Origin of the sequence: Aromatoleum aromaticum EbN1, from assembly GCF_000025965.1 — a bacterium.
GTDB classification, from domain to species: domain Bacteria; phylum Pseudomonadota; class Gammaproteobacteria; order Burkholderiales; family Rhodocyclaceae; genus Aromatoleum; species Aromatoleum aromaticum.
The window spans coordinates 3231720-3251775 of sequence record NC_006513.1; the positions used below are offsets into that span (position 1 = coordinate 3231720).

14 protein-coding genes and 2 tRNA genes are annotated in these 20056 nt (G+C 64.5%); 9 read left to right on the forward strand and 7 right to left on the reverse strand.

Annotated features, from left to right (window positions below; genetic code table 11):
- Positions 1-378 precede the first annotated feature (378 nt).
- The 3 genes from EBN1_RS15355 (at position 379) to EBN1_RS15365 (ending at position 3484) form a co-directional block, all read left to right on the forward strand.
- Entirely contained in the window at positions 379-552 is a 174-nt protein-coding gene (locus EBN1_RS15355; RefSeq protein WP_241762744.1) for a hypothetical protein, read from the forward strand.
- Positions 553-655: 103 nt separating this feature from the next.
- Positions 656-3076 carry a Lon protease family protein gene (locus EBN1_RS15360; RefSeq protein ID WP_011238890.1) on the forward strand — a complete coding sequence of 807 codons (2421 nt, stop codon included), beginning with the start codon at positions 656-658 and terminating at the stop codon, positions 3074-3076.
- Positions 3077-3232: 156 nt separating this feature from the next.
- A complete protein-coding gene (locus EBN1_RS15365; RefSeq protein WP_241762745.1) occupies positions 3233-3484 on the forward strand; it encodes a hypothetical protein in 252 nt (83 codons plus the stop codon).
- Between the two features lie 68 nt (positions 3485-3552).
- Here the strand turns inward: EBN1_RS15365 and EBN1_RS15370 are convergent, their stop codons facing one another.
- From EBN1_RS15370 to EBN1_RS15385, 4 genes are all read right to left on the reverse strand, one after another.
- Complete coding sequence (locus EBN1_RS15370; RefSeq protein ID WP_011238892.1) at positions 3553-8367, reverse strand: DUF3320 domain-containing protein; 4815 nt, start codon at positions 8365-8367, stop codon at positions 3553-3555.
- Positions 8368-8596: 229 nt separating this feature from the next.
- Positions 8597-8672, reverse strand: a tRNA-Asn gene (locus EBN1_RS15375).
- A gap of 39 nt (positions 8673-8711) precedes the next feature.
- Positions 8712-8787, reverse strand: a tRNA-Asn gene (locus EBN1_RS15380).
- 60 nt (positions 8788-8847) lie between these two features.
- Positions 8848-10053, reverse strand: a complete 1206-nt coding sequence (locus tag EBN1_RS15385) for an amino acid aminotransferase (RefSeq protein ID WP_011238893.1) — start codon at positions 10051-10053, stop codon at positions 8848-8850.
- A gap of 172 nt (positions 10054-10225) precedes the next feature.
- Here EBN1_RS15385 and uvrB point away from each other — a divergent pair, with 172 nt between their 5' ends.
- Both uvrB and EBN1_RS15395 read left to right on the forward strand, forming a co-directional pair.
- Complete coding sequence (uvrB, locus tag EBN1_RS15390; protein WP_011238894.1) at positions 10226-12283, forward strand: excinuclease ABC subunit UvrB; 2058 nt, start codon at positions 10226-10228, stop codon at positions 12281-12283.
- An 11-nt stretch (positions 12284-12294) separates the two neighbouring features.
- A complete protein-coding gene (locus EBN1_RS15395) occupies positions 12295-12762 on the forward strand; it encodes a low molecular weight protein-tyrosine-phosphatase (RefSeq protein WP_041646484.1) in 468 nt (155 codons plus the stop codon).
- A 112-nt stretch (positions 12763-12874) separates the two neighbouring features.
- On the opposite strand, the gene EBN1_RS15400 is transcribed toward EBN1_RS15395, so the two are convergent.
- On the reverse strand, positions 12875-15898 hold the full coding sequence (locus tag EBN1_RS15400; protein ID WP_011238896.1) for an Rne/Rng family ribonuclease: 3024 nt from the start codon (positions 15896-15898) through the stop codon (positions 12875-12877).
- Between the two features lie 381 nt (positions 15899-16279).
- On the opposite strand from EBN1_RS15400, the gene EBN1_RS15405 reads away from it, so the two are divergent.
- Both EBN1_RS15405 and EBN1_RS15410 read left to right on the forward strand, forming a co-directional pair.
- Entirely contained in the window at positions 16280-17239 is a 960-nt protein-coding gene (locus EBN1_RS15405; RefSeq protein WP_041646486.1) for an RluA family pseudouridine synthase, read from the forward strand.
- Positions 17232-17888 carry an HAD-IA family hydrolase gene (locus EBN1_RS15410; RefSeq protein ID WP_011238899.1) on the forward strand — a complete coding sequence of 219 codons (657 nt, stop codon included), beginning with the start codon at positions 17232-17234 and terminating at the stop codon, positions 17886-17888. Before EBN1_RS15405 ends, EBN1_RS15410 begins: the two co-directional genes overlap by 8 nt.
- 44 nt (positions 17889-17932) lie before the next feature.
- Here EBN1_RS15410 and EBN1_RS15415 read toward each other — a convergent pair whose 3' ends face one another.
- Together EBN1_RS15415 and EBN1_RS15420 are read right to left on the reverse strand one after the other, a co-directional pair.
- Complete coding sequence (locus tag EBN1_RS15415) at positions 17933-18652, reverse strand: SAM-dependent methyltransferase (protein ID WP_011238900.1); 720 nt, start codon at positions 18650-18652, stop codon at positions 17933-17935.
- Positions 18649-19278, reverse strand: a complete 630-nt coding sequence (locus tag EBN1_RS15420) for a Maf family protein (protein WP_011238901.1) — start codon at positions 19276-19278, stop codon at positions 18649-18651. Before EBN1_RS15420 ends, EBN1_RS15415 begins: the two co-directional genes overlap by 4 nt.
- Positions 19279-19383: 105 nt before the next feature.
- Between EBN1_RS15420 and EBN1_RS15425 the strand changes: the two genes are divergently transcribed.
- Complete coding sequence (locus tag EBN1_RS15425) at positions 19384-19791, forward strand: YceD family protein (protein ID WP_338390402.1); 408 nt, start codon at positions 19384-19386, stop codon at positions 19789-19791.
- 27 nt (positions 19792-19818) lie between these two features.
- Complete coding sequence (gene rpmF / locus EBN1_RS15430) at positions 19819-19998, forward strand: 50S ribosomal protein L32 (RefSeq protein ID WP_011238903.1); 180 nt, start codon at positions 19819-19821, stop codon at positions 19996-19998.
- The last annotated feature ends 58 nt before the right edge of the window (positions 19999-20056 follow it).

The window sequence follows — 20056 nt, forward strand, 5'->3', positions numbered from 1 at the left end:
GCTTTTGGCGATTATTGGACGCCGGGCCTGCGGATTCCTTGTCCTGGAGCAAGCAGCCAGGATGGCAGCCAATGGCTTTGTTCATTATCGGCAGCATCGACAGGGCGCGCAAGGCGCGCGATCCGCTGCCTGAATCCATCGTGTTCCTTCGGCCTGCGCACTGTGTCACGACAGCTTGCTGGTCTCGGTGGTTCGGAATCGGCTTGTCGGATATAAAAACGAATTCTGGATTTCAACGGCTGTACGAGGCCGGATGGAGTGGTTCCGATGAGGGGAAGAGTCACCGAGACGCCTACCGAAGTGCTTTACGAGCGGTTTCCGCATCTGCGAAAAATCGACCTGGTATGGGGAAGCCCGGAGTGTCGGAAGTTCCTTTTCATGCTGATGACCGACACGCGCGGCGGTACCCGACAGGGGTTTCCGCGCGAACACGGCGCAACGATCATGTCGCTGCTTCTCGAGCACGACCGGCGTTTTCCACAGTTCGAAAACGAGATCAGCCCCAACAATCACCGCTGGGGGAACGACGTGCGGCGCAGGGATTATGGTTGATCGGCGGCTTGCCGTTCGGGCGGATTGAAGGGGATCATGACGGGAGCTTCGGGCAGGTGGGCCCGAAGCTCCCGTTTCATTTCGGCATCTGGAGAACGACGATATGGCCGATTTCGAGCCGCTGCCTGCGGACCGGCTGCGCGTGGTCTGTGCCCCGGACGTATTCGAATTCGATTCGACAGCCGGTCTCCCCGATCTGCCGGGAGGGCTGGGGCAGGCACGGGCCGAGGACGCGCTGCGTTTCGGTCTTGCGATGCGCCAGCCCGGGTACCATGTTTTCGTTCTCGGTGAATCCGGCACGGGTCGCCATGTCGCGGTGCAGCGGGTGTTGCGCGAATTCGCGGACCAGGGCGAAGTACCCCGGGACCTGTGCTATCTGCACAACTTCGACGATCCGCTGCGCCCGCGGCTGCTGAACCTGCCGGCGGGGCGAGGTGCGATGCTGCGTGCCGACATGCAGGCGTTCATCCGCGAATTGCGGCCGGCGATCGACGCCGCCCTCGACAGCGACACTTACAGCAGCCGCAGCGAATCCTTGCAGGAAGCGCACAAGTCGCGCGAGGAAGCTGCGCTGCGTGAGCTCGGGCAGGCGTGCGCGGCGGAAGGAATTTCCCTGCTCCGAACGCCCGAAGGCTTCGTCTTTGCACCCATTCGCGACGGGGAAACGATGTCGCCGGAGGGGTTCGAGGCCTTGCAGCAGCCCGAGCGGGATGCGATCGAGGCGAAGGTCGGCGCCTGGAGCGAGCGGCTCACCGATCTGCTCGAGCAATTTCCCGGCTGGCGGAAGGAACTGCACGAGGCCATGAAGCGGGCCGCGCGCGATGCGCTGGCGCCGGCTGTGTCGCACCTGATGCGGGGCTTGCGCGAGCGCTATGCGGACCTGGAGCAGGTGGGGAGTTTCCTTTCGGCGATCAGCGCCGAATTGCTCGACAGCGGCGACGAGTGGGCCGGCGGCGAAAACGAGGAAGACGCCTCCGAGGACGAAGCACGGACGCGGTTCCACCGTTACCAGATCAACCTCCTCGTCGATCACTCGGCGACGCACGGAGCGCCCGTCGTATACGAGGACAATCCGAATTTCGTCAATCTTATCGGCCGCATCGAGCACGTCGCGCAGATGGGCACGCTGGTGACGCACTTCAACCTGATCCGTGCCGGAGCGTTGCACCGGGCCTGTGGTGGCTATTTGATCATCGATGTCGAGCGCCTGCTCGGGCAACCCTTTGCCTGGGATGGACTCAAGCGGGTGCTGCGAGGGCGCGAGATCCGCATCGAACCTCCGGCCGAAGCGCAGGGCTGGACCAGCATCGTGACCCTCGAGCCGGAGCCGGTGCCGTGCGACATCAAGGTCGTGCTGATCGGCGATCGCGAGCTGTTCTTCCTGCTGACCGAGCACGATCCCGATTTCCCCGAGCTCTTCAAGGTGGGCGCCGACTTCGATGACGATCTGCCGCGGACGGCCGAGAACGTCGTGCGTTACGCACACCTTCTGGCGACGCTGGCACGCTCCGCGGACCTGCTTCCGCTCGACCGCAGCGGCATCGCCGGCATGGTCGAACACGGCGCCCGCATCGCCGAAGACGGCGGACGGCTGACGCTGCAGACTCGCCTGCTCGCCGACGTGATGCGCGAGGCGGACTATCATGCGCGCAACGCGAAGCTGACGATCATCGGGCGTGCACAGGTCGATCTCGCCGTGGCTTCGCGTGCACGCCGTTATGCGCGCTACTCCGAGCGGGTGCTCGAAGCGATGGTCGAGGGGACGACACTGATTTCGACGTCGGGCGAGCGTTGCGGCCAGATCAACGGCCTGGTGATCGTCGACCTGGCGGGAGAGCGTTTCGGCCATCCGGTGCGGATCACCGCGACGGCGCGGCTCGGTGAAGGCGACGTCATCGATATCGAACGCGAAATCGAGCTCGGGGGGGCGCTTCACTCGAAAGGCGTACTGATTCTCTCGGCTTTCCTCGCATCCCGCTATGCCCGCCATCAGCCGCTGTCGCTGTCGGCGAGTCTCGTGTTCGAGCAGTCGTACGTGCCGGTCGAAGGCGACTCCGCGTCGCTCGCGGAGCTGTGTGCGCTGCTGTCCGCGCTCGCGCAGCTGCCGATCCGCCAGTCGTTCGGCGTTACCGGATCGGTCAATCAGCTCGGCGAGGTCCAGGTGATCGGCGGCGTGAACGAAAAGGTTGAAGGATTCTTCGACCTCTGCGCGATATGCGGACTGACCGGGGAGCAGGGCGTCGTGATCCCGTCGGCGAGCGTACGTCACCTGATGCTGCGCAATGACGTCGTCGAAGCGGCGCGAAACGGACAATTTCACATCTACAGCGTCGCAACGGTCGATGAGGCAATGACCGTGCTGACCGGGCTGGCCGCGGGTACGCCCGATGCGAAGGGCGTCCTGCCCAAGGAAAGCATCAATCAACGCGTCGCTTCGGCGCTCGCCACAATGACGGCAGCGAAGCATGCGTTTGCCGAAGGGCCTGGGCGTACGCATCGCCACCGCCGGCGGAGCGATCATTGAGGCACGGTCCCTGCCTTGGGGGCAAGGCAGGAGTGGAATTTGCTTCAGGTAGTGTCTCTGCCCATCCTGGAGCCTACGATGATCTCGAGCGCCATTGAATTGTCCAGGCCGGAACGGGTTCCCCATAGATGGCACGTTCTCAAGATATTGCGGGCGATGCGCTCGGGACATCCGTTCATACGCCTTCTGGACGTGTCGTGCCTGATGCACCTCGAAGGGGTTCCGCTGGCGGTGCATTTCTTCGGCTACCTGGAGCGCAACGGTTACATCGCTCCTCGCGCGAGAGTGGGCCTGCTCGCCCACTACTACACGCTCACTTCCGACGGCATCACGTTGTACGAGGAAGGGGAGCGCTGGTGGGGTTCGCTGGGGTGGCAGCAAAAGCTCTGGGTGATCTGGCGGGGGTAGATCTTGCGCAACCGGTCCCGTTTGCCTGGTCCTCGACGATCGACCCCGTTTCTCCAACAGGCTTGAATTCAGGCTACGGCATAGCGATCCGCGACGAGCCGGATACGGCCGGTTGCGAGAAGCGTGTCGAGCCGTTCACCCAGGACGCCGGCAATGTTGGCCGAGGCGCGCCCGAAGCCCAGGGCCTCGAGGGCGCTGGTGATGGCCGCATCCCGATCCATCGAGAAACCGGCCTGGATCGCCTGCAGCAGCGCGGCGTCCAGTTCCTCCGGTGAGACCCATTCGATCCGGCGCTCGCCCGGCGCGAAGGCACTGCGGCTTCTTGCCTGCACCTCGCCGCGGGGCTCGGTATGGAGGAATCCGCCCGCATGGTTGAACAGCCCGGAACGCACGCCGTGTTGGACAGCCCTCGAGACCGCTTGCGTAATGCGACTGCCGGCACGGCTCACGCCGAAGGCCTCCATGAGGCGCCGGGTCACCTCGGCTTCATGGACAGGCGCTTCGATCGCCACAACCTTCTGCATGAGGTCCGCCAGTTGCGGGAGGCCGACCTCATGGATCGCCTCGGTGCCTTTCCAGCGCGGCAGAACGGCTTTGCGGTAAGTCGCGACGCCGGGCGAAGTCGTTTCCGTGTCCGGCTGCGCACGCTCTATGAGCGGCGCGTTCACGGGCTTGACGGCCGGTTGAACGGGGCGGGCCGCCTTGCGTAGTGCGCACGCGGCCTCGATCGCGGCGATCGCGCGGTCGAGTTCACGCCCCGGGTCACGAAACCAGTCGGTGCTCCAGATCCGGTGGAAGATCCAGCCGAGGCCTTCCAGAACGCCCTGGCGCAGGCGGTCCCGGTCGCGAGCCGAACGTGAGCTGTGATAGGCCGCCCCGTCGCATTCGATCGCGAGGACGTAACGACCCGGCAGCTCCGGGTCCTTGACCGCCATGTCGATGAAATATCCGGCCGTGCCGACCTGGGGTTCGATCCGGTAGCCGCGCGCCTGCAGCGCGCTCATCACCTCCAGCTCGAACGGCGAGTCGGGGGTACGCCCCGTTTCCCGCGGGATGTCCAGCACGCGGGTCTCGGCGTACTTGAGGAAGTGCTTGAGCGCCCGCACGCCGTGACTCGCAGTCTCGTCGAGGTCGAGTTCCTCGCCGCGGAAGTTGCTGAAGACGGTCATGCCCATCTTCGCGCGGCTGATGAGTACGTTGAGGCGCCGCTCGCCACCTTCGCGGTTCAGCGGACCGAACTCTTTCGCGATACGTCCGGATTCGTTGCGCCCGTACCCGATGCTGATGAAGATGCGGTCACGCTCGTCGCCCTGCACGTTTTCCAGGTTCTTGACAAAGAACGGCTCGGTCGGATGGGCCTCGGTGAAGAACCGCTCCGGCCCGGGTGATTTGCGTCGCAACAACTCCAGCTCCACCTGAATCAGGTCGCGCTGCGCGACGCTGAATGCCACGACGCCCAGCGACAGGCCCGGGTGCGTTGTCGCATGGTCCATCACCGCCTGTGCGACCGCGCGGGCTTCCTCGCGATTGGTGCGCGTGCGCCCCCGGTCGTACAGCGCATGCGGAAGACAAACCATCTCCAAACCCGTAGCCAGCGCATTCGTGCCCGACGACGGGAAGATCGTGAGCCTGCGCTCGTAGAACTCGACATTGGATACGGCAATCAGCGATTCGTGGCGGCTGCGGTAATGCCAGCTGAGATAGCGCTCCTGGGCGCCGCGCGCGCGAAAGAGCGACAGCACGCTTTCGATGTCGGCGGTCACGTTGTCCTCTTCGTCGACTTCGACGTCGCGCCCGAAGAAATCGGTGGGCGGCATCTGGCGCGTGTCGCCGACGACGATCGCCTGCCGCCCCCGCAGCAGCGCGCCGAACGCATCGACCGCTTTCACCTGCGAGGCTTCGTCGAAGATGACGACGTCGAACTCGACTTTGCCGGGCGGCAGGAAGCTGGCGATGGACATCGGGCTCATCATGAAGACAGGCTTGATCGCCTGCACCGCGCGGCCGGCCTGATCCATGAGCTGGCGGATCGGCATGAGGCGCCGCTTCTTGTTGGCCTCGTTGCGCACGACGGCCATCTCTCCCGGATCGGAAAGACGCGGCTGGATCTCCCATATCCGCTTGGCGAGGCCGGCCTGCGCGTGGCCCAGGGACAGCTGGTCGAGGTGGCGGAAGCGGTCGATGAGGTGCGCCTGCTTGATCCGGTCGAACCGGGCGAGCGCAGGCGAGGCGCCGTAGGCCTGGGCGACGAGCCCCGCGTACCAACTGTAGTCGAACGCATGAACGAGGTCGTCCGCGTCGCGCTCCCAGTCCGCTGCCGCCTGCGCCACCTCGGGCAATCCGAGCGCGGCGAGTTCGTCGTGAAGGGCGTTGAAGCGGATCGTCTCGTAGATCGTCGGCACCGCCTCGAGCCACGTCGAAAGCTGCTCGCGCAGCTCGGCACAAGGGGAGTCGAGGAGCGTGGACGCCGGCCGGTTCCGGGCGAAACCCAGAAGGGCGACGATCGTCGTGAGCCGCGTCCGCAAGTCGCTGGCAGCGGCGAGGATCGTTGCGATCGAAGTGCCCGGACTGTCGGCATCGGAGTGGCCGGCAAGGAAGTCGACGATGCCGGCAGGCAGAAGCCCTTTGCCGATGTCGTCGTGGAGGGCGATGACCCATTCGCTCGACCGCCCGAGGGCTTCCCAGTCGGAACGTTCGCCCACCCATTGGGCGCCGAAAAGCGTTTCACCGAGCGCGAGATGCTGGTCGTAGCTGCGCTTGCCCAGCTGGTAGCCGAGGATGTGGTCTACCAGTGCGAGCGCCGAGGCGTTGTCCTTGGGCGGCGGCTTTTTGCACAGGCCCTGAAGGCGGGCACGGGCACGTCGATAGGCGCCCGAGAAAACGCGCCACCACTTTTCGCCCAGCTGCGCGAGGTGCTGGCGCTCGGTCAGCAGATCCTGCTCCCATGCCTGTTCGATCAGCATCCCGTCGTGCGCGGCGCGCATCGAAGCCATCAGGCGGCCAGCCGCGACGAGCGCCCGAATGGACTCCGGCGCCGCCTTCCACGCTGCGCTATCCAGCCGCATGCCGCTGAGCGGGGGCGCTTCGGCCGCACGCCGCGCCGTGCGACAGATCACGTCGACATCCTGGAGCGTGGCCGGGTGTTCGAGTCCGAAGCGAGCAGCCAGCTGCCCGGCCGACTCCAGCAGGCGCGCCAGCACCGTGACGATGTGCCGGAGCTCCTCCGTGACCTGCGCCTGCTGGACGGGCGAGAACGTCGTGCACGCAGTCCCGTGGAATGTGTTGAGCGACGGCCGGCCGTTTTCCCGCACGTGACGCGCCAGCTCCGCGACCTTCTCGCGGGCGCGGGCGTAGTCTCGCTGGGACCAGGCCTTCATCGGCTCGAAGGACCATGCCGGCAAGCTCTCATGCGTGCGCCTGATGCGCAAATAATGGCCCAGCGCGGTGATGAAGGGGATTGCGCGCGTGCCGGTGGCCGTATTGACTGCTTCGCAATACGCATTCAGCTCGTCGCGCACTGTCTTGAGCGCCGCCAGGTCGTCCGCGCCGTCGGCGGCCAGCGGTCGACCTTGCTGCAAAGTGCGTTCGAGCTCCCGAATCACCGATTGCTTGGTCGCCTTGTGGCTGTGCAGTTCGAGAACCGCGTCGCCCAGGTGACACTCGTCGAGGCGGCGCTTGACCACTTCGAGCGCCGCCATTTTCTCGGCAACGAAAAGCACTTTTTTGCCGCCCGCCAACAGCTCGGCGACGATGTTCGTGATGGTCTGGGATTTCCCTGTGCCCGGTGGCCCCTGGATCACCAGGTTGCGGCCTTCCCGCGCCTCGAGGATCGCCATCGTCTGGCTGCTGTCGGCGTCGCGCACGAAGCGCACTTCGCCCGGCTCGATGATCGTGTCGAGGCGGGTGTCCTCGGCGACGAAAGCCACTTCGTTCGAAAAGCCTTCGCCGAGCAGGCGCCCGAGAACCGGATGTTCGCTGGGCCGCTTGTCCTCGGGCCAGACTGCCTCGTCGAGGTCGTTGAACATCAGGAATTTGCCGAACGAGAAAAAACCGAGGTGGATCTCGTCGCGTACCACTTTCCAGCGGGGCTGCTTCGAGATGCACGCGGAAACGGCCTCGTGGAACGATTCGGTGCCCGGCATCTCGGAGGCGTCGGCGTTCGCATCAGCCATGTACTGCGGCAGATCGAGCGCAAAGTCCGTCTTGAGCTTCGCCGCCAGCGACAGGTTCTGAATGAGGTCGTCGTCGCTGTAGCGCAGCCGGAAGACATCCCGGGTGCCGGTCCGGGACAGCTCGACGGGCACGAGCAGCAACGGCGCCTTGCGAAGCTTGTCGGAGGATTCCGCCTCGTACCAATGCAGGAAACCCAGCGCAAGAAAAAGGATGTTTACCCCTTGCTCCTGGATGAAGGCCTGCGCTTCGGTGTGAATTTTCAGCAGGCTGAGGAATAGCCGTTCCTCGGAAAGAGCCGTCTGCAGCTTGGTATCCGTGTGCTGCGCGGTGATACTGCCGGCGACGTCCTCATCCGGCCAATCGACGCCGTCGAGTTCTGCGACGAGGGCCATCGTCGCCGCGTCCGGGGCCGGCGCATCGACTTCCTCGCGCTCTTCACCCGACTCCACGGCCGGGCCCTGAACGGAGTCTGTCCTGACGACGCTGTTCCCGGTCTCTTTCCCGCCCTTCGTTTTTTTCTCGGGTGCGGGCACGAACGTCATGGCCTTGTTCTGCCGGTACAGGAGCTGAAGGATCTGCTCGGAGCGCTCACCGATGATCGCCAGGCTCCTGGGGCCGCTGCGAAAATTGATCATCGTGTTGCGCAGCCCAATGTCGAGGAGGTCCTTTCGACTACTGGCAAGCTTTCTTTTAATCTCTGCGTGCGACATTTCACGTTACCTATTCACCGTCAGCCCGGGCACAGGATACCGGACCCATAAAGCCGATCAATGGTAAGCGAATACGCGCTGTCTCCGAGGTCCGCTGCCGAAGTCCGGACGACCCCGAAGCCATCGATCGGGCGAAGCCGCGGCAGCATATCAACGTGAGTCGGCCGGAAACGGGCCGCGGAAAAAGAAAAAGGCCAACCGGTGAAGGCTGGCCTTGTCCTGCTTTTTCTGGCTCCCCGACCTGGGCTCGAACCAGGGACACACGGATTAACAGTCCGTTGCTCTACCGACTGAGCTATCGGGGATCGGTAAGGTGTCCGGCGAAAACCGCCGGACCGAATTTTTGGCTCCCCGACCTGGGCTCGAACCAGGGACACACGGATTAACAGTCCGTTGCTCTACCGACTGAGCTATCGGGGAATTGAGCGGCGCAGTATAGATATCCGACGCGGACCCGTCAATATTTGACCAGGAGGATTTTCACGCCTTCGCGACCGACGCGATCGCCTTCGCGACGTAGCCGATATTGCGCGAGTTCAGCGCCGCGAGGCAGATCCGTCCCGTCGACACCGCGTAGATGCCGAACTCGTTCTTCAGCTGCTCGACCTGAGCGGCGGACAGGCCGGTGTAGGAGAACATGCCGCGCTGCTCGATGACGAAAGAGAAATCCTGGGCGACGCCGGCGCCTTTGAGGCTCTCGACCAGGCCAACGCGCATCGCGCGGATGCGATCGCGCATGCCGGCGAGCTCGTCTTCCCACATCTGGCGCAGTTCGGGGGCGTTGAGCACGGCAGCGACGACTGCGCCGCCGTGGGTAGGCGGGTTCGAGTAGTTCGTGCGGATGACGCGCTTGACCTGCGACAGGACGCGACCGGCTTCGTCCTTGTCCGCAGTGACGATCGACAGCGCGCCGACGCGCTCGCCGTACAGCGAGAACGACTTCGAGAACGAACTGGAGACGAAGAACTGCAGGCCGCTGGCGGAGAACAGGCGCACCGCGACTGCATCCGGCTCGATGCCGTCGGCGAAACCCTGATACGCCATGTCGAGGAAGGGCACGAGGCCGCGCGCGCGGCAGGCCTCGACCACTTCGCCCCACTGCGCTTCGGTGAGGTCGGCGCCGGTCGGGTTATGGCAGCACGCGTGCAGCACGACGACGGCGCCGGCAGCCAGTTCGCCGAGCTTCGCTTTCATGCCCGCGAAGTTCACGCCGCGCGTCGCCGGATCGTAGTACGGGTAGGTGTCGACCGCGAAACCGGCGGACTCGAAGATCGCGCGGTGGTTTTCCCAGCTGGGATCGGAAATGTAGACGGTTGCAGCCGGATTCAGCCGCTTCAGGTAGTCGCCGCCGACTTTCAGCGCCCCGGTGCCGCCGAGCGCCTGTATCGTCACCACCTGACCGTTTGCAATCAGTGCGGAATCCTTGCCGAACAGCAGGTTCTGCACCGCGTTGTTGTAGGCCGGAGCGCCTTCGATCGGCTGGTAGCCACGCGGCGGCATGGCCTCGAGGCGCGCCTTTTCGGCAGCCTTCACTGCGGCCAGCAGCGGAATCTTGCCGTTGTCGTCGTAATAGACGCCGACACCAAGGTTGACCTTGTCGGTGCGGGTGTCGGTGTTGAAGGCCTCGTTCAGGCCGAGAATCGGGTCACGAGGCGCCATCTCGACGGCGGCGAAGATCGAAGGCATATACAACTCCAGGTTGGGCGGGCGCGCGGTCCGGCCCGAAGCCTCGTCTCGAGATCCGGGTCCAGTGTGCCGTGCTTTGAGCCGCGTTTTGGGAAATAATAGGCCTCTTGTCGCGGCCATTCCGTCCTGGACGGCAACCCGGCAAGCGCCTGAAACAGCCGGAAATTTTAGCATGACGAGTTCGACCGACAGCGTTCCGGTGATCACTTTCGCGGATAGCCCGTTCCGCCTTCACCAGCCATTCCCGCCCGCCGGTGACCAGCCTGCGGCGATCGAGCTGCTCACCGAGGGCATCGGCGACGGACTGATGTACCAGACCCTGCTCGGCGTCACCGGCTCGGGCAAGACGTACACGATGGCGAACGTCATCGCCCGTTGCGGCAGGCCGGCGCTCGTGCTCGCGCCGAACAAGACGCTGGCCGCGCAGCTCTACGCGGAATTCCGCGAGTTCTTCCCCGAAAACGCCGTCGAGTATTTCGTCTCGTACTACGACTATTACCAGCCCGAAGCCTACGTGCCGTCGCGCGACCTCTTCATCGAGAAGGATTCGAGCATCAACGAGCACATCGAGCAGATGCGCCTGTCGGCGACGAAAAGCCTGATGGAACGGCGCGATGTCGTCATCGTCGCGACCGTGTCGTGCATTTACGGCATCGGCGACCCCGTTGACTATCACGCGATGATCCTGCACTTGCGCGAAGGCGAGCGCATCGCGCATCGCGACCTCGTGCAGCGTCTCGTCGCGATGCAGTATACGCGGTCGGACATCGATTTTCGCCGCGGCACTTTCCGCGTGCGCGGCGACGTCATCGACGTATTTCCGGCCGAGAACGCCGAACTTGCGGTGCGCATCGAGATGTTCGACGACGAAGTCGAGCACCTGACGCTGTTCGACCCGCTCACCGGGCACCTGAAGCAGAAGCTCGTGCGCTTCACGGTGTATCCGTCCAGCCACTACGTGACGCCGCGCGCGACGGTGCTGAAGGCGATCGAGGCGATCAAGGACGAACTGCGGGACCGGTCGGCCTGGTTCCAGACTTCGGGCAAGCTCGTCGAAGCGCAGCGCATCGAGCAGCGCACCCGCTTCGATCTCGAAATGCTCAACGAGATGGGCTTCTGCAAGGGCATCGAGAACTACTCGCGTCACCTCTCGGGACGCGGGCAGGGCGAGCCGCCGCCGACGCTGATCGACTATCTGCCGTCGGATGCGCTGCTGTTCGTCGACGAGTCGCACGTGTCGATTCCGCAAGTCGGCGGCATGTACAAGGGGGATCGTTCGCGCAAGGAAAACCTCGTCGGCTACGGTTTCCGGCTGCCGTCCGCGCTCGATAACCGTCCGCTCAAATTCGAGGAATTCGAGCGCCTGATGCCGCAGACGATTTTCGTCTCGGCGACGCCCTCGACCTATGAAGCCGAACACCAGGGACAGGTGGTGGAGCAGGTCGTGCGTCCGACCGGGCTGATCGACCCGGCGATCGACGTGCGGCCGGCGACCACCCAGGTCGACGACCTGCTGTCCGAAGCGAAGCGCCGCATCGCAGTCGGCGAGCGCGTGCTGGTCACGACGCTGACCAAGCGCATGGCGGAGGATCTGACCGACTATCTCGCCGAGAACGGAATTCGCGTCCGCTACCTGCACTCCGACATCGACACGGTCGAGCGCGTCGAGATCATCCGCGACCTGCGCCTCGGAAAGTTCGATGTGCTCGTCGGCATCAACCTGTTGCGCGAGGGGCTGGACATCCCTGAGGTGTCGCTGGTCGCGATCCTCGACGCCGACAAGGAAGGCTTTCTGCGCTCGGAACGCTCGCTGATCCAGACGATCGGGCGGGCCGCGCGGCACATCAACGGCCGTGCCATCCTCTACGCGGATGTCGTGACTCGGTCGATGCGCGCGGCAATCGACGAGACCGAACGACGGCGAGTCAAGCAGATCGCGTTCAACCAGGCAAACGGCATCGTGCCGAAGACAGTGAGCAAGCGGATCAAGGACATCATCGACGGTGTCTATGGAGGTGACGTGGAGCGCGACGGGCGGAGCGTGGCCGAACCGCCGCCCGAGTACTTTTCGATGAACGAGAAGACCGTGGCAAAATCGATCCGTAAACTGGAAAAGGAAATGCAGGAGCACGCCCGCAACCTGGAGTTCGAGAAAGCGGCCGCCGCACGCGATGAGCTGTTCCGCCTGCGGCAGCGGACGTTCGGTGCCGACCAGCACGGCACCCCATGAAGGAGAAAAGATTGACGAAAGTCCTGTTTGTCTGCACGGGCAATATCTGCCGGTCTCCGACCGCCGAAGGCATAGCCCGTCACCGGATCGAAGCTGCCGGACTGTCCGCGACAATCATGGTGGACTCCGCCGGAACCTACGGCGCCCATGTCGGGGAGCTTCCCGACCCGCGCGCCCGAAAAGCCGCAGGAAAGCGCGGCTACGATCTTTCCTCGCTGCGGGCGCGAAAACTGGAGATGGCCGATTTCCAGAATTTCGACCTGCTTTTGGCAATGGATGCGGCCCATCTGGAGACCATGCGCGGCCTCTGCCCGGAAGTTTATCGGCCGAAACTGCAGCTGTTCATGGACTACGCCCGCAAGCACCAGCTGAGCGAAGTGCCCGATCCCTACTTCGGGGGCGAGAACGGTTTCGAGGCGGTGCTGAATTACTGCGAGGATGCCGTCGAAGGTCTGCTCGAGGAGATTGTCGGGCGTTGAGGTGAATCAGAGCCCGCCTGCCGCTTCCGGCATTGCGGTATTCCCGGGCTGCAGCGCGAAAAAATGGGGCCGTCCGCGAGGAGGGCCCCATTTGCGCCAAACGCCGCAAGGCTTATTTGGAGTGGGTTTCGACCTGCTGCAGCGGTTCGTTGACGATGACCGGTGCCGGACGCGGGCGGCGTCCCAGCGGCCGGGCAGGCGTCTCGTCCGCCGTGCTCGCCAGCTCCTGGACCTTGTCGCGGCTGGTCTCGATCATCACCAGGCCGCTTTCGGCCAGGTTCACCCCCAGGTCGATCGGAGCGGAGGACAACCGGGACTCGGCCGTCCTGACTTCGGCTTCGGTCACGGCGACTTCGGTTTCCGGCGCGACGACATTTTGCGCGGGAGCCGCAGTAGGCGCCTGCTCGGCCTCGGCCTCGGCCTCGGCCTCGACCAATTCCTCGCCCGCGGATACCTGTACCGGTTCGGTGTCTGCATGGACGAGAGGTTCCATGAGGCCGGCCTGCAGCGATTCGCGCGCACGCTCGGCAGCTTCGATCGCTGCTTCCGGTGCAATTTTCGCTTCGAGTGCCGGTTCAATTGCAGCTTCTCTTTCGGCGACCGGTTCTGCGGCAGTTTCCAGCGTCACCGGCTCGGCTTCCGCCGGCGATTCAGCCTCGATGCTGGTTGCCGGATGCAACGAGACAGGCAACGGTGCAGCTTCGGCGGTGACCGCAATGGATTCCGGCGAGGTGACGGCGACAGGCAGCGGGGCGGTAGTTTCCGCGGCAGCCAAGGGCAGCTCGGCAGCCACTTCGGCAACCGGCTCGGCACTGGTGGCTTGTGTCGTTTCCGGTGCTGTTTCGATGCTCGGCACAGCCGTTTCGGCCCAGGTATCTCCGGTTTCATCGCCCGATGCAGCGACTTCTGCCTGCTGTTCAGTCCCGCGCCGGTCGCGGCGGCCACGGCTGCGGCGACGGCGCTTCTCGGGGGTGCCGTCTTCGGCTGCGGGAACGATGGCGGCAGCCTCCATCTGTGCGAGCGGGGCGGGGGCGATTGTGATAGTACTGGCCGGCGATTCCACGACGTTGTCCACTACCGCGGCCTCACCCTGCTTCGGCTGGGTGCGCTGACCACGGCCCTGGCGTGTACGCCCGCCGTTGTCACGCTCCGGACGTGCCGGCCTGTCGCCGCGGTCGACGCCGGTGTCGGATCGTTCCGTACGCTCGGACCGTTCGGGCCGCTCCGCGCGTTCGCCGCGCACCGGCCCTCTTGCAGTTTGGGCGGCCGATGTCGACTCGTCACGCTCACCCCGTTCGGTGCGTTGCTGGCCGTCGCGACGGTTGCGATTGTTGCCGCGGCGAGTATCGCTGCGCTCAGCCCGCGGACGGGACTCCGGCTTCGGGGCAATTTCCGGAGCCATTTGCGGCGTCACAGCAGGCTTCTCGCTGCGCAGCCAGCCGAACAGCCGCTGGAACAGTCCGGCGGGCTTTGGGGCGAGGCCGGGCGCCACCACCGGCTCGGTTTTCGGTTCGACGATCGGGGCAGGCTGGGCCGGCGAGATTCCCTTCACGACCGCTTCCGCGCGGGGCGGCTTGGTGTCCTCCTTCGACGGCAGCCGCAGATCGATTTCCGCAGGTTTGCCGACCATCTGGTAGCTCGCCAGCGCGACCTCTTCCTGGTTCAGCTGGTCATGGCGCAGACGAATGATTTCGTGGTGCGGTGTTTCCAGGTGGCGGTTCGGGATGATGATCAGCTGGATCTTGTGGCGAACCTCGATATGAGCGATGTCCACGCGCTTCTCGTTGAGCAGGAAGGTCGCGACGTCGACCGGGACCTGCAGATGCACGGCGCCGGTGTTTTCCTTCATCGCCTCCTCTTCCAGGATACGCAGGATGTGCAGTGCCGACGATTCCGTGCTGCGGATGTGGCCGGTGCCGTTGCAGCGCGGGCACGGGATATAGCTGGTTTCGGCAAGCGCCGGGCGCAGGCGCTGGCGCGACAGTTCGAGCAGGCCGAAGCGGCTGATCTTGCCAGTCTGGACGCGCGCGCGATCGTGCCGCAGCGCGTCCCGCAGCAGGCCTTCGACTTCGCGCTGGTTCTTTTGCGACTCCATGTCGATGAAGTCGATGACGATCAGGCCGCCGAGGTCGCGCAAACGCAGCTGGCGCGCGATTTCCTCGGCCGCTTCGAGGTTGGTTCGAAACGCGGTTTCCTCGATGTCCGCGCCTTTGGTCGAGCGCCCGGAGTTCACGTCGATCGATACCAGCGCCTCGGTGTGGTCGATGACGACTGCTCCGCCGCTTGGCAAGGTGACCTGGCGCGAGTACGCGGATTCGATCTGGTGCTCGATCTGGAAGCGCGAGAACAGCGGCACGTCATCGCTGTAGCGCTTGACGCGGTTTACGTTGGCCGGCATCACGTGTGACATGAACTGCCGCGCCTGTTCATACACGTCGTCGGTGTCGATCAGGATTTCGCCGATCTCGGGCTGGAAATAGTCGCGGATCGCGCGGATCACGAGGCTGCCTTCCTGGTAGATCAGGAACGCGCCGGATTGTGACTGTGCTGCGCCATCGATCGCGCGCCACAGTTGCAGCAGGTAGTTCAGGTCCCACTGCAGCTCTTCGGCATTGCGCCCGATCGCGGCCGTGCGTGCGATCAGGCTCATGCCGGAAGGAATCTCGAGCTGATCCATGACGTCACGCAGCTCGGTGCGCTCGTCACCCTCGACGCGGCGCGATACGCCGCCGCCGCGCGGGTTGTTCGGCATCAGGACAAGGTAACGGCCCGCCAGCGAGATGTAGGTGGTGAGCGCCGCGCCCTTGTTGCCCCGTTCGTCCTTTTCGACCTGGACGATGAGTTCCTGCCCTTCCTTCAGGGCCTCCTGGATTCGGACCTTGCCAGCATCGGCACCGGGGGCAAAATAGGTGCGGGAAATTTCCTTGAACGGCAGAAATCCGTGTCGTTCGCCGCCATAATCGACGAATGCCGCTTCAAGACTCGGTTCGATGCGGGTGATGACGGCCTTGTAGATGTTGCTCTTGCGTTGCTCCTTCGCGGCCGATTCGATATCGAGGTCGATCAGTTTCTGACCGTCCACGATCGCGACGCGCAATTCCTCGGCCTGCGTCGCGTTGAAAAGCATGCGCTTCATTTATGTCGTTCCCCCGCGCGGAACCCACGGGCAGGACGAACGGCGCGCACCATCGCGCTTACTACGAGATCAGGAGCGGGTAGTGATGCCTACTTTTTTCTGGTCGGTAATGGGCAGTGATGGGTCGGCTGGTCGAATTCTCGCGTGTTCCCGCCGAAGGCCGGAACCCTTGATCCTGCGTGTGCGTTACGCGTCTAGATTCAATCAAATGGATCGAAGTTTGTCGATTGCGTTACCATCAATGCCTTTTTTGGCAGCGCTGGCACGTTTTGGTTGCCCGGGAGCTCGCATTCGGGCTCGTTGTCGTCCGTCCGCATCCGCTTTCGTGCGCGAGGGACTTCGACTGCAACCGGGGCTAACCGGGACCAAGTATATTTCAGGATGATGGAACAAGGCAAAGCGATTGCGGTGCGGCGCGAGCGGGTGGACGAGGCAGCTGCCGGCCAGCGTATTGACAACTACTTGTTGCGGATCTGCAAAGGCGTGCCGAAGAGCCACGTCTATCGCATCCTGCGCAGCGGCGAGGTCAGGGTGAACGGCGGGCGAGTCGCCCCGACGTACCGTCTCGCGGAGAACGACGAAATCCGTATTCCTCCGATCCGTCTCGCGGAGAAGACGACAAGCGGGCCCGCTCCGGCCGGAGAACCGCTGCCGGTTGTATTCGAGGATGAAGCGCTGCTGGTGGTCGATAAACCGTCGGGCAAGGCGGTGCATGGCGGCAGCGGCGTGAGCTTCGGCGTCATCGAGCAGCTGCGCAGCCAGCGCCCCGACGCGCGGCTGCTCGAACTCGCGCATCGCATCGACCGCGAGACCTCCGGTTTGCTGGTGATCGCGAAGAAACGCTCGGCGCTGACCGCCCTGCACGACATGATGCGCGAGGGGCGCGTCGAAAAGCGTTACCTGACGCTCGTCCCCGGCCGCTGGGCGAACCCGCTGCAGCACATCAAGGAACCGCTGTTCAAGTACCTCACCGCCGAAGGCGAACGGCGCGTGAGGGTGAGCGGCGACGGAAAGGCCTCGCACAGCATCGTGCGGTTGGTCCGGCGGTGGTCGCGGTTCAGCCTCCTCGAAGTCGAACTCAAGACCGGACGCACGCACCAGATCAGGGTCCACCTCGCCCATCTGGGTTTTCCGCTGTGCGGCGACGACAAGTACGGGGATTTTGCGCTGAACAAGTCCCTCGAAGCCGAAGGCCTGAAGCGGATGTTCCTGCACGCCGCACGGCTGTCCTTCGCCCACCCGCTGACGGGCGAGGCGATCACGCTGACAGCTGATCTGCCCGCCGAATTGCAGTCCTTCCTCGTCCACCTCGACACCACGGAGCCGCGCAAGCATGCCTGACCGCTACGACCTCATCGTTTTCGACTGGGATGGTACGTTGATGGATTCGGCGGCGGCGATCGTCGCGGCAATCCTGGCCGCATCGCGCGACCTGAACCTGCCCGAGCCGTCGGAAGAGCGTGCACGCCACGTGATCGGCCTCGGTCTGTCGGACGCGTTGCGCCATGCGGTGCCTGAACTGGCCGAAAGCGACTATCCGCTGATGGTCGAACGTTATCGCTTTCATTACCTGTCACGCGATCACGAGCTGACGCTTTTCCCCGGCGCCGCCGCGATGATTGCGCAGCTTGCGGCGATGGGACGCAGCCTTGCGGTTGCAACCGGCAAAAGCCGGCTCGGGCTCGGGCGGGCGCTGGAGCAGACCGGCTTGGGACCGTATTTCCACACCACGCGTTGCGCCGACGAATGTTTTTCGAAGCCTCATCCGGCAATGCTCGAAGAGATCATGGACGAACTCGGAATTGCGAAGCACCGCACGCTGATGGTGGGCGACACCACGCACGACCTGCAGATGGCGAAAAATGCCGGCGTCCAGTCGCTGGCGGTGGCGTTCGGCGCCCATCCGCGCGCGGCACTCGAGGCGGAGGCGCCCGTCGAGGTCCTCGCGACTCCCGAAGAGCTGGCAGCATGGCTGCGGGACAACGCCTGATTTACTGATCCATGCGTCGGCGGAGTTGCTCGAAGGGGGGCGGATCAGCGGGCCAGAATGAGGAAGAGAGCAGGGCGCCGCGCAAGATCCGGCTTCGGCGCGCGCTGCCATTCAGCGATGCTGCGGGTGCGGATCCATTCGTCGTCGGTCGTCAGGTTGCGTGCGACACAGAGGCGCGAAGTGGGGTGGCAGACCGCGAGCAGCGCTTCATGGAGCCGCTCGTTGCGGTAGGGCGTCTCGATGAAGATGTGCGTGCGCTGCAGCCGGCGTGACTCGTCTTCGAGTTGGCGAATGCTCCGGTCGCGCTCGCCTTCGGCCACCGGGAGATAGCCGTTGAACGCGAAGCTCTGGCCATTGAGCCCCGAGGCCATCAGCGCGAGCAGGATCGACGAAGGCCCAACCAGCGGACGGACCGGGATCTCGAGCGCATGCGCGCGGGCCACGAGCCGCGCTCCCGGATCGGCAACGGCCGGGCAGCCGGCTTCGGACATCAGCCCGATGTGTTCCCCGGCAAGCGCCGGCTGGAGCAGCGCGTCGAGCTCGGCGTCGCTGTCCCGCTCGGGCAGGACGCGGATGTCGAGCTCGCGCAATGGTGTCGGATGTTCGAGGCGCTTGAGTTCGGCTCTCGCCGTCTTGGCGTTTTCGACGACGAAGTGACGGATGCCTGTCGCGATGCGCTGCGCTTCGGCCGGCAGGAAGCGCGTCCACGACGTGTCGCCGAGGCTCACGGGCACCAGGAACAACGTTCCCGATGGCGGCTTCATGGCAGCAGGAGGCCTTCGGCCCGCAGCATGCGCGACAGCGCGATCAGCGGCAGGCCGACCAGCGCCGTCGGATCGTCGCCGGACAGCGAGTCGAGCAGCGTGATTCCCAGCGCTTCGGACTTCGCGCTGCCGGCGCAGTCGAGCGGACGCTCCTTGTCGACGTAACGAACGATCTCGTCGTCGGACAGCTCGCGAAACTTCACCCGCGTCGGCACGTTCTCGCAGCGGACCTGTCCAGTGCGTGCGTTGACCACGGCCACTGCGGTATGGAATATCACCGTCGCCCCGCGCATGCGCTGCAGCTGTCCGATGGCGGCCGCGACCGTTCCGGGCTTGCCGAAGATTTCGCCGTTCAGGGCGGCGACCTGGTCACTGCCGATGACCAGCGCATCCGGATGGCGCACCGCGACCGCGCGCGCTTTCTCGACGGCGAGGCGATTCGCAGTATCCGGCGGCATCTCGTTGGGCAAGGGCGTTTCATCGACGTCGGGGCGGGCCGTCTCGAACGGTAGCTGGAAGCGCTCGAGCAGCAGGCGCCGGTACGCGGAGGTCGAGGCGAGGACGAGTTTCGAATATCGCACGGCTGCGTCAGCTATTTTGACAGGGCAAGCCGAAAATAATATCATGCGCGCCTTATGTCGCAACGATGCCTTATCCCGGATCCGTTCAAGTTTGCCGCCGAGGGGCGCAAGCTGTCCGGCACAATCCCGTCTGCGGATCTGGAGCGGCTCGTGGATGTGATCGTCGACACCTCCGGGGAAGTCGCCTATGAACTGTCCGGGGAGCTGGGAGTGGATCGCAAGTCGCGCCTCAGGCTGCGCGCGAGCGGTGTGTTCCCGTTGCGGTGTCAGCGGTGCCTGGGGCGGATGGATTGGCCGTTGAACGTCGAGACGCTGCTCGAACTGGTCAGGCCGGGGCAGGCGATCCCGGAAGGCGAGCTGGAAAACGATGAATTCGATGCGATCGAAGCGACGCCGGATCTGGATGTCCTGGCGCTCGTCGAGGACGAAATCGTACTCGCGGTGCCCATAGCGCCGCGGCATGAAAAGTGTGACGTGCCACGTCCGTCGGACGGGGCGGAAAAGAAATCGCCTTTTGCTGCGCTCGAGAAGCTTCGCAAGAGCGATAGCGCAACTTAGGCGCGATATTTGTATTAGGAGCGTTTCATGGCTGTTCAGCAGAACAAGAAGTCCCCTTCGAAGCGTGGCATGCACCGTGCGCACGATTTTCTGACCGATCCGCCGCTGGCGGTCGAGCCGACCACCGGTGAAGTGCATCTGCGTCACCATATCAGCCCGAGCGGCGTGTATCGCGGCAAAAAGGTCGTCAAGGCCAAGGGCGAATAAGTCCGGTCACCGGAAACGGCGCGGCGCCTTGTGCGCCTGCGCCGTTTTTTCATCCGAA

Bases quoted from the DNA above. Each gene is read 5' to 3' on its own strand.
- EBN1_RS15355 (WP_241762744.1), top strand. From the start codon at position 379: ATGCTGATGACCGACACGCGCGGCGGTACCCGACAGGGGTTTCCGCGC.
- EBN1_RS15360 (WP_011238890.1), top strand. From the start codon at position 656: ATGGCCGATTTCGAGCCGCTGCCTGCGGACCGGCTGCGCGTGGTCTGT.
- EBN1_RS15365 (WP_241762745.1), top strand. From the start codon at position 3,233: ATGCGCTCGGGACATCCGTTCATACGCCTTCTGGACGTGTCGTGCCTG.
- EBN1_RS15370 (WP_011238892.1), bottom strand. From the start codon at position 8,367: ATGTCGCACGCAGAGATTAAAAGAAAGCTTGCCAGTAGTCGAAAGGAC.
- EBN1_RS15385 (WP_011238893.1), bottom strand. From the start codon at position 10,053: ATGCCTTCGATCTTCGCCGCCGTCGAGATGGCGCCTCGTGACCCGATT.
- uvrB (WP_011238894.1), top strand. From the start codon at position 10,226: ATGACGAGTTCGACCGACAGCGTTCCGGTGATCACTTTCGCGGATAGC.
- EBN1_RS15400 (WP_011238896.1), bottom strand. From the start codon at position 15,898: ATGAAGCGCATGCTTTTCAACGCGACGCAGGCCGAGGAATTGCGCGTC.
- EBN1_RS15405 (WP_041646486.1), top strand. From the start codon at position 16,280: ATGATGGAACAAGGCAAAGCGATTGCGGTGCGGCGCGAGCGGGTGGAC.
- EBN1_RS15410 (WP_011238899.1), top strand. From the start codon at position 17,232: ATGCCTGACCGCTACGACCTCATCGTTTTCGACTGGGATGGTACGTTG.
- EBN1_RS15415 (WP_011238900.1), bottom strand. From the start codon at position 18,652: ATGAAGCCGCCATCGGGAACGTTGTTCCTGGTGCCCGTGAGCCTCGGC.
- EBN1_RS15420 (WP_011238901.1), bottom strand. From the start codon at position 19,278: ATGATATTATTTTCGGCTTGCCCTGTCAAAATAGCTGACGCAGCCGTG.
- rpmF (WP_011238903.1), top strand. From the start codon at position 19,819: ATGGCTGTTCAGCAGAACAAGAAGTCCCCTTCGAAGCGTGGCATGCAC.